This window comes from Flavobacterium laiguense, from assembly GCF_003097655.1.
Lineage (GTDB): Bacteria > Bacteroidota > Bacteroidia > Flavobacteriales > Flavobacteriaceae > Flavobacterium > Flavobacterium laiguense.
In genome coordinates this window covers 18,891-28,934 of record NZ_QCZH01000030.1, presented here as the reverse complement: position 1 = coordinate 28,934, position 10,044 = coordinate 18,891, and the positions used below count along the sequence as shown (strand labels likewise).

Here is a 10,044-nt window from a genome sequence, read left to right as displayed (position 1 = left end):
TTAGGTGGTCATTTTGAATTGGAATCAGGTGCTCACTTTAAATTGGAATTGGGTGGTCAATATCACCGGAATTTGCACAAAAGGGAATAAAATGGGATTACTAGTTTGCTTTATTATTTTAATAAAGTTTTGTTTTTTTCTTGAATTTTTCAATAAGTTCTGATTTTATAATCTCAAAAAGGCCAAAACATCTTACCATCTTACCCAGCCCAGTGATAGCGGGGCGGGTAAGATAAAAAAGTGTCTTTTTTCATTTTACCCATCTTACCCAAATGTTAAAATTTTAATATTTCTATTTTGGGTAACTTTGGGTAACTTATGGGTAACTTTTATTTTAAGTATCTTACCCAGTCTTAAGCCTTATAAAATAAGGGTTTTATATAGATTGGGTAAGATGGGTAACTTATTTTACTATATTTGATATTTATTTTTTTACTGTAAATTGTTTAATTCGATTTCAGTTTGCAAAACTGGTTCGACAATTGGTTTTATTTTCGCAATATGCGGGCTATCGGATTTATGAAAAGTACCTTCGCCAGTATTAAAATTGCTTTCCGTATAAAGCGGTTTCGGGTGTAGCCAATAACCATAAACACCATTTTCTTTTGATTTCTCATAACCCAATGAATGCATTGCACGACCAACAGCAATAGCGTTGACATTAACGCCTAAAGGGCGCAAATAAACAAGAATATCCGTACTGGTAAAATGCTTTCCTTGACCAATTTGGGTTTTCTCAAAATAACGCCCAATTAATTCCTGTTCGATTGAAAGTTGCTTGAATTTAGCGTTTCGCTTTTCGTTTTGTTCGATTTCGTCTTTTGACAAGTCCCATTCGTTACGGTTAGTGGTAGATTTATATAAGGCATAAGCTTGAGCCCAAACAAAATCAACATTACAGTGTTTCGCATAATCCCAATTGATGCCTTTAATATTAAAGCAAAGCCAACGGACAGAACCCGTTTCGTCAGCGAGAAAGCTCTGTTCATTGGTTGAACCCACAAAAGAACAGCGACGAATTAAGTTAGCTTCATTCCGTCCGAAAGGAACCCGAATGTTGATATTCTTCATTGAAAACAAAGCTTTTAATTGCTTTGTATCTTGTTTGTTTAAACTGGCGAGTTCATCGATATTGATCATAAAATTTCTCGCGAGTGAAATGATGCCGTCCTTATCGGTAGTGATTCGATCGGTGTAATAGGGCGCAAGCGCATCTGGACTGAGCCAATTCCAAAAGGAGGTTTTACCATCATTTTGATTAGAAACTAGCACTAGGGATTGTTTATTGAAGAAATGGTCGTCTGAAGCGCAAAAAACGGCTCTCACTAGCCATTTGCGAAAATGATACTCGAATGCTGATGGATCAAAAGCCAAAACATATTTCGCCAAGTTCGCAATGTGATCGGTTTTACCATCCCAAGCAGGAAGTTCTTCGAAATAGGATTGAATTGGATTGAAATCACGGCAAAAGTCGGATTTCAAAATAGCAGACAAATTACTCAATGAAATTTTAATACCGTGTTTCTGCAAGTCCAAATACAGATTGTTTTCGTTTAACTCTTTCCATATGTCTGAATTAAGAGGGGCTACTTCAACAAACATTTTAATCTTGTTATAACGAAATTTATATTTAGCTCCAACAAAATCCTCTGCTTGATGGAAAATGGAGTAAATCTCTTTTGATTTATCTACCGTTGTCATCGTCGTATTATCGATTAATTTTTGAAAATCGGCTTTATTTCGAACTTTAAAAAAATCGGCTACGTCATTAAAATCATCGGGCAAAATGATTTCTTTTACATCATATTTATTTGTAGTTTTTTTTCGAGCGTTTCTGCCGGATTCATCATTATCGTAACAAATGAAAATAGTTTTATTGCCTAAAGCTTTCATCTGTTCGGGTGTTATGTTATGATTTTCGGAACGAAAAGTCACGGCATTGTATCCATTTGCATTTAAAATTAAACAGTCCTTTTTACCGGCAGAAATGATGATAAATTCAGCTTTGGGATTTAATTGTTCCAAGCCAAAGACATCATTGGAACGGTATTTATTTAAATAGAATTTTTGTGCTTTATCTTGCTTTGGAATATAGATTTCAGCTACATAATTATTCAATTTATAGGCAAATCCTATAACATTTTCGAACAGTTTTACTTTCGAAATTTCTTCTTTTTTAGAATTATAAAACTCAAATTTTTCCAAAGCGAAAACATTGTGTTTGATTAATAATTCTTGTGTAACATTCCAGTTTCCTTGTGAAAAATAATCTAAATGTTCCTTAGAAAATTCTTTTGTGTCAAATGTAAAATGAGTTGTCTCTTTGTTTTCTTCAGCGATATTGAATTCCTTGGCAATGATGCCTAAAACCTCATGAAATTGAGTTTTGCAGTCCAAATTATTCAAGTCGGCCACAAACTGAAAACAATCACCTTGTTTACCTGTAGAATTACATTTATAAGATCCGTTTTTGTAAAGCGAAAAACTTGGGTTTTTATCTTCTGAAAACGGGCTGGAAATATTTCCTTTAGGGAATTCCGAAAGGTTAAGAAATTTTAAAAATATGTCTTGTTCAGATTTTGCAGATAATATTGTATTTTTGTCCATAATTACAGTAAAAAAATAAAGTTAAAAGCGTTACAATTTGGTAGAATTGAACGCTTTTATTTTTTATTAGAATTAGTATAACTAATGGCTTCTTTCTCTATTTGAGAAACAGATTTAGACTTGTTTTGTAGTAACCACTCATCAATCTCTAATTTTGTAAAAAAGAGTGTTCTATTGTTGGGTTTAGAATAGGGAAGTATATTATTATGTACTAGTTTATAGACATAACTTTTTGAGAACCCAGTGTAGTTTACAACATCATCAACAGTGAAGATTTGTTTAGTTGTCCCAATTATAAGTTTCTCTAATTGGGTTAATTTTTGAATAATAGCATTGCTTTCCATAAGTGATTTGTTTTATCGTTATGGTAGCAAAAGTCTTTAAAGTAAAATAGATTAAGGTTAATAGGTTAAGGTGGTTAACTAAATTTTATTTCTTCAAAAATTGATTTAATCGATTTGAAGTCTTTAGGTATCATGTTGCTTTTAGAAACTGAAGCATATACTGATTTTGCTTTTATTTTACCATTTTTGTTTTCAATGTTTCCAGAGCGCTCAATAAATGTTATAGGGATTTTAGCATTGAAAAAATCATGAATGCATTCAATGAAGAAATTAAATTGGATGTTATCCATTTCAAGATATACAATGGAATTATGAGCGTCCCAATCAAGTTCAAAAACTTCAATAAATTGGTCTAATGTAGTTTTTTTTTGGTCAATGAACATGAATTTTTCCAAACCAAAATATAGTTTTTTTAAAATTTCTTTATCTATATTTATCATATAATTTCCAGTTTTAAGTGTAAGTTTTGATATTGTAGAGATTTTCTCTTGAATTTTCTCGTATATTTCTAAAAGATTTTTTTCATAATTCTCTAATGCTACTATAATATCCATTGAATAGTAAACTTTTATGCCGCTATCAATACTTTCTTTATATTCAACGTACCTAAGGAAGTAATATTTAATAGCACATACTTGTTGGTGTATGTTTCCAAGGATTTTGTCAGATAAAACCAAAATCTTTGTAGTAAGAGTTTCCTTAGGGTACTCTTTTGTATTTAAATAATAGTCAATTAAATGCGGAAGTCTTTCTGTGTAATTAAAAGTTGCAAAGCTATCTCTTATAGGAATAAAATCGTCAGCTGGATTATTATCTTGAAAAGGCAATGCGTCGACTTCGTTTATATTTCTTATTTCTATCTCAAAAAAGCTCCCTAGCGTGTCTATCGTTAGTTGATTAATTGGGTAATAATATAATATATCAGAGAATAAATAGAAAAACTGATATTCATTTAGTTTATTTATTTTCTTCTTAATGGATAAAGTGTTTTGCTCAGAATTTAAGTTGTTTTTAATGTAATCTAAAGTTTTATAATGTTTGTCTTTAATTTTGAAATAGGAATATAACATATCAGTTAAATATTAATATTAGGGATTAGATTAGCGGCTTCTTTCATTTTTTGATCAACAATTTTAGCATAAATTGCTGTAGTGCGTATTTCACGGTGTCCTAATCTCTTAGAAACGGTGTAGATATCAGCTCCGTTTTCAAGTAAAAGCACTGCATTTGTATGTCTCGCACTGTGAAACGTTATGTGCTTTGATATTCCGGCTCGATTGCACCAGCGTACAATTTCGTTATTATAAACAGCACTGTACTTTAGGCCTGTAAAAACTCTATCTGTAGGTGACTGGCGTGTTTGCAATAACTCACGAGCTTGATTAGAAATGTAAAGGTATTCAACCCCATCTGTTTTCTCTTGTCTAAAATTCACTTTACTAACATCGCCTTCATCTCTAACTTCTGACCAAACCATTGTATTTATATCGCTCCAACGAAGTCCTGCAAGACAAGAAAATAAAAATGCACGTTTTAAAACATCATATTTGCATGGTGTACTAGCTAATGATTGTAACTCTTGATGAGTTAAGTATTCTCTTTGACTTTCAGCTTGTTCAAATGATTTCGTTTTTGAGGCGTAATTAATTGATAAATAACCATCATCAAATGCAGCTCTTAAACAAGCTTTGAATTTATTGTAATAAGAGTATTTTGAATTTAATGATAGGGGAGTGTCACTTTTCGTTTTGGCTTCTTTGTCAAAGTAGTTACGAACTCTTTTGATAAAATTCTCATCAACCTCTTCAAATAATAAATTTGGACTTATACATCTTTTTAAATGAAGTAATGTAGCAGTCCAGTTTCCGTAGTTTTTAGGAGAATCAATTTTATCTTCCGTTTTTTCAAAGAAAAAATCTAAAAAACTTCTTTTTGATTTAGCTGTGTTTTTTATGTCAAATTTACCTTGAAAGTATTCTGCTTTACGGATAGATAGTATCTGTTCACTTAAAGTATCAATTTCTTTATTCTCCTTTTTTTCACTGGCAGTTTTTGGATCTTGATGTGGGTATAACTTTAGATATTCAAAATCTCTTAAGTGAATCCTTTTGCCTTCTATATTTAGTGTAGAACCTTTGTAGTATTCTAAATATAAACTGAATTTACCGTTTTGTAATTTTTTCTTCTTTAAACTAATTATCATAAGGTGTACATTTTTACACCTTATTTTTGATAAGGTGTACTTGAAGTGTAACAAATGTATGAATTAAAGTTAATACAAGAAAGCTAAAATACAGCTAAATCAATGGTAGTCAAGTTATAGAAAGCTAAGTATAGTTAAAGAAAGTGCTTTTATTTCCCGATACAGAAATTCGCAAATATATTCCCCAACAATTCATCATTGGTAACCTGACCGGTAATCATCCCAAATTGGTATAGTGCTTCTTTAATATCAAGCGCCATAAGGTCGCTAGAAAGATTGGTTTCAAGTCCAAATTTCACTTTCTGAATCTCGTCTAAAGCTTTCAGTAAAGAATCGTAATGACGGGTGTTGGTAACGATGGTTTCATTGTTGCGCAAAGCACCGGTGTTAACAAAAGAAAGCAGTTGGTTTTTAAGATCTTCAACGCCTAGTTTTTCTTTGGCCGAAATTAATAGAATTTCTGGAATCTCGGTTTTTATATTTTGAATTTCGGTTTCAGTCAATTTATCGGCCTTGTTGCCGATAATCACAAGCGGTTTCAACGGAAACTGATTCTTAATTTTTTCTAATTCTACTTTTAATTTCAATCCCGAAACTTTAAACTCCGAACTGTCAAAAAGAAAAACTACAACCTGAGCTTGTTCAATTTTTTCAAAGGTTTTTTTAATCCCGATGCTTTCTACTACATCTACCGTTTCCCGAATTCCAGCTGTATCTATGAATCGAAAACCAATACCACCAATTACCAATTCGTCTTCGATTGTATCCCGGGTTGTTCCAGCAATTTCAGAAACAATGGCGCGTTCCTCGTTCAACAAAGCATTCAGCAGTGTTGATTTTCCCACATTGGGTTCGCCTACAATAGCTACTGGAATTCCGTTTTTTATCACATTCCCAACAGCAAAAGAATCGATTAAACGTTTGAGTACAAACTCAATTCGGTTCAATAATTCATGAAATTGGGTTCTGTCGGCAAATTCTACATCTTCCTCGGCAAAGTCAAGTTCAAGCTCTATGAGCGAAGCAAAATTCAACAGTTCCTCACGCAGTTTGGCAATCTCGTTAGAGAATCCCCCACGCATTTGCTGCATGGCAATTTGGTGTGACGCTTCATTGTCTGACGAAATCAAATCGGCAACGGCCTCGGCTTGCGAAAGGTCAAGTTTCCCATTCAAGAAAGCACGAAGTGTAAATTCACCTGCATTGGCCATTCGACAACCTTTACGAAGTAATAGCTGAATGATTTGTTGCTGAATATAAGTAGAACCGTGACACGATATTTCGATAGTATTCTCGCCTGTATACGAGTTAGGTCCTTTGAAAATAGAAACCAAAACTTCATCCAGCGTTTTTGTATCGTCTACAATATGGCCAAGGTGTAAAGTATGTGTTTTTTGAAGTCTTAAATCCTTATTTTTTATGGATCGAAAAACAGTATTGCCTAAAGTAATAGCATCTTCTCCTGAAATTCGGATTATGGCAATTGCTCCAGCACCAGATGGTGTTGCTAGTGCCACTATGGAATCGTTATTTAACATTTTTTTAAATCTAGAGTGCAAAGATAACAAATCTTAGCGAGTATTGGTTTATCCATAGAAAACCTCAAAAACACAATTGTTGATTAAGGCTGCTAATGAAAAAAGAACTGAAATGGGTTCTGATACGACAGGTAAATTGCTTAATCAATTGTGTTTTTTGGATCTCTTTTTTTGTGTAAATTTTATTGTAAACACTACTTTGTTAATGTGTTAAAATTAGTTTTTTATATTTACCTTTGATAGGCTAATCATTTTAATTCTCTAATAAAATGAAAAAAATACTCTTTCCAACCGATTTTTCAGAAGTAGCCACAAATGCCTTTGTTCATGCTTTAGAATTTGCTAAAATAGTGCAAGGCGAACTTATTTTATTGCATTCCTATGATTTACCAGTGTTTGATGAGCAATTTTTTCATGAAAATTTTAAGGAGATATATGATTCTTTAGAGTTATTGCAATTTGACCTGTTTAAAGACGAAATACCAAAACTTCGCACAATAGCCGATGGGCATCATTTGGGTAAAATAAAAATGACCCACCGACTTATGGGTGGAGATTTAACTTCAAATATTAAAAAAGCAATTCAAGAAGATGAAATAGATTTTGTAGTCATGGGTACATCCGGGGCTACAGATTGGGATGCATTTTTTGTTGGTTCAAAGTCAGGCTCAGTAATTATGGGGATAGATGTTCCTATGTTGTGTATTCCATTGGGAGCCAAACACAAAAAAATTAAAACGATTGGGTATAGAACTCGATTTAAAGACGAAGATAAAATTGCGCTTAAAAAGGTATTGAATATTGCAAAAAAAACAAATGCCAATGTGAAATGTCTTTATGTTAAAACCCAGTATTCTGATATTTCAAAAGATACAATAGAAAAATGGGAAAAAGAGTTTGAGCAAGAACCAATAGCGTTTTTTGTAGTTACTGGTGATGAAATAAAAGATATTGTTTTGGACTTTGTTTTAGAAAAAAAAATAGATGTATTAACAATGCTTACTTATAAAAGAGGTGTTTTCGCTGATATATTTAAACCCCGTTTTGCTGTAAATAATACTCCTAATTTCGAAATACCAATTTTGGAAATACCTGTTGATTAGGTAATATTCTAAAACCACATTTAGAGAAGAAGCCAATACCACTATGGAATCGTGTTGAATAAAATCTATGATTTATTCAAAAATAAGAAAAACTTACTACCCAACAAGTCTACATAATCAATGCATTTTATGTTATTTTTTTATTAATTAGTAATCAAAATGATAATTATCATGCTTTATTTTTATAAGTTTTGTAACTTTATATAAATTATTGATATTCAGTAAACTAAAATAGCTATGAAGAAAATATTATTCCCTACTGATTTTTCAGACGTTTCAAAGAATGCTTTTATTTATGCTTTAAAGCTAGCCGATGCCATAAATGCCGAGATTATTACGCTGCATGTCTATGAGTTGGATTCGCCTGCCTATCTAGATGTTTCCATTTATTTGCAAGAGATTTATGAGTATGAGGAATTAAGTGATTTTGAAAACTATAAAGACGAGGTACCAGTTTTACGAAAGATAGCCGAAGCCAATAATCTTTCACATGTTAAGATCAGTAATGTTCTTATCCAAGGCTATTTAGTAAAGGAAGTAGTGGCACTCTCCAAAAAAGAAAACGTAGATTTTATTGTTATGGGAACCAGAGGGGTAACCCATTTACGGGAAATATTTTTAGGGAATGTAACCACAAAAATAATGAATGAATGCAATGCTACAGTTTTGGCTGTTCCGGAACAATGTAATTATACACCTATAGAAAGAATATTGTTTACCACAAAATTTAACATGGATGACATCGAACCCTTAAAAAAAGTTCTGGCTTTGTCCAATGTCTTTCATTCACACATTGATTGTCTCAATGTAAAACCGCCGCACACCGTTTATAAAGACGATTTTGTGGTCGATTTTAAGAACGTTTTCAAAGATCAGGACGTTGCTTTTCATTCCGTATTAAGCGACGATATTGAAGGAGTAATTTTAAACTTTATCGAAAAAAACAATATAAATATGATAGCCATTCATGAACGACACAGAGGTTTTTTTGAAAAAATTTTTCAAGTAAGTCTTTCCAAAAAATTGACGTTCCATGTCAACATCCCAATTCTATCCGTTCATTAATTATTGAATATTTGGACGTGCCACATTAGGAAAAGGGGCCTACTCAGCCAACCGCTTATTCGGCCCCTTTTCCTAATCTGTCGGGCTATCCGCCTTTACTTTGTATTTGATAAAACACTAAATTTATTCAAAGGAAAACAGAGGTGAACTATGCTATCCCTCACGCGCGCCCTGCAAAACGACAAATAATGGTTGTAAAAGAAATGATTCACGATCAGTTCCACGATAGATTAAATTAAAAAGCAAAATTGTAAACCAAAAATTAATCCTTAATTCATATCAAAATGAAAAAGATTTTATTTCCCACCGATTTTTCCGAAGTAGCCAATAATGCTTTTATTCACGCATTAGAATTTGCTAAAATTGTAAATGGAGAGCTCGTTTTATTGCATACTTTTGATTTGCCGATTATTGACAATCAGTTTATTCCGGATAATTATTATACCATTTTTGATTCCCTACAATTGGCACAATTTGATATGTTCAAAGAGGAAATTCCAAAACTTCGTGAAATAGCACAAAAGCGAAAATTAGAACACATTAAGTTAAGCCATAAACTAATGGATGGCGACTTAATTTTTAATATCAAAAATGCTGTCAAAGAAGAGAATATAGATTTTATAGTCATGGGAACTTCTGGTGCCACAGGTTGGGAATCTTTTTTTGTAGGATCTAATACAGGATCAGTAGTAACAACAGTAGATGTCCCTGTGCTAAGTGTCCCTGTAGAAGCTCAATTTACAAAAATAGAAACCATTGGATTTACAACCCGTTTTAGAGATAAAGACAAAACAGCATTAAGACAAGTCATTAAAATTGCCAAAAAAACACACGCTATAGTGAAATGTTTGTATGTAAAAACAAGCAAATCAGATGTTTCTGATGTAACAATTAATCAATGGAAAACTGAGTTCGAACACGAACCTGTTAAGTTTTCAGTAGTTACAAGTGATGAAGTTAAAGGAACGATTTTAGATTTTGTATCTCATAAAAACATCGATATTTTGGCGATGATCACCCATAAACGAAATTTCTTCTCTGAGTTGTTCGACCCAAGCTTGACACAAAAAATGACCAATATTTCGATAGTACCTGTTTTGGCAATGCACGAGGGGTAGATTGCAGAATTTAGAATTTAGATTTTAGATTTTTTTGAATTGTCATTGCCATTGATATTGTCATTG

Annotated in this window: 8 protein-coding genes; 3 read left to right on the top strand and 5 right to left on the bottom strand. The window is 32.4% G+C overall.

What is annotated here, in order from left to right; all coding sequences use genetic code 11:
- Positions 1–432: 432 nt before the first annotated feature.
- The 5 genes from DB891_RS16505 to mnmE form a co-directional block, all read right to left on the bottom strand.
- On the bottom strand, positions 433–2,607 hold the full coding sequence (locus DB891_RS16505; RefSeq protein ID WP_116764683.1) for a VapE domain-containing protein: 2,175 nt from the start codon (positions 2,605–2,607) through the stop codon (positions 433–435).
- 56 nt (positions 2,608–2,663) lie between these two features.
- Entirely contained in the window at positions 2,664–2,951 is a 288-nt protein-coding gene (locus DB891_RS16500; protein WP_116764682.1) for a helix-turn-helix transcriptional regulator, read from the bottom strand.
- A gap of 74 nt (positions 2,952–3,025) precedes the next feature.
- Entirely contained in the window at positions 3,026–4,021 is a 996-nt protein-coding gene (locus DB891_RS16495) for a hypothetical protein (protein ID WP_116764681.1), read from the bottom strand.
- Positions 4,022–4,026: 5 nt separating this feature from the next.
- Positions 4,027–5,154 (bottom strand): tyrosine-type recombinase/integrase, encoded by a 1,128-nt coding sequence (locus DB891_RS16490; RefSeq protein WP_116764680.1) that lies wholly within the window; start codon positions 5,152–5,154, stop codon positions 4,027–4,029.
- Between the two features lie 149 nt (positions 5,155–5,303).
- The gene (mnmE, locus tag DB891_RS16485; protein ID WP_116764679.1) at positions 5,304–6,692 is read right to left on the bottom strand and encodes a tRNA uridine-5-carboxymethylaminomethyl(34) synthesis GTPase MnmE; all 1,389 of its coding nucleotides are present in this window, start codon (positions 6,690–6,692) and stop codon (positions 5,304–5,306) included.
- Positions 6,693–6,961: 269 nt separating this feature from the next.
- Between mnmE and DB891_RS16480 the strand changes: the two genes are divergently transcribed.
- The 3 genes from DB891_RS16480 to DB891_RS16470 all read left to right on the top strand — a co-directional run bounded on the left by DB891_RS16480 (position 6,962) and on the right by DB891_RS16470 (position 9,978).
- Positions 6,962–7,795 carry a universal stress protein gene (locus DB891_RS16480; RefSeq protein WP_116764678.1) on the top strand — a complete coding sequence of 278 codons (834 nt, stop codon included), beginning with the start codon at positions 6,962–6,964 and terminating at the stop codon, positions 7,793–7,795.
- Positions 7,796–8,032: 237 nt separating this feature from the next.
- Positions 8,033–8,860 (top strand): universal stress protein, encoded by an 828-nt coding sequence (locus DB891_RS16475; protein ID WP_116764677.1) that lies wholly within the window; start codon positions 8,033–8,035, stop codon positions 8,858–8,860.
- A gap of 284 nt (positions 8,861–9,144) precedes the next feature.
- A complete protein-coding gene (locus DB891_RS16470) occupies positions 9,145–9,978 on the top strand; it encodes a universal stress protein (protein ID WP_116764676.1) in 834 nt (277 codons plus the stop codon).
- Positions 9,979–10,044 lie beyond the last annotated feature (66 nt).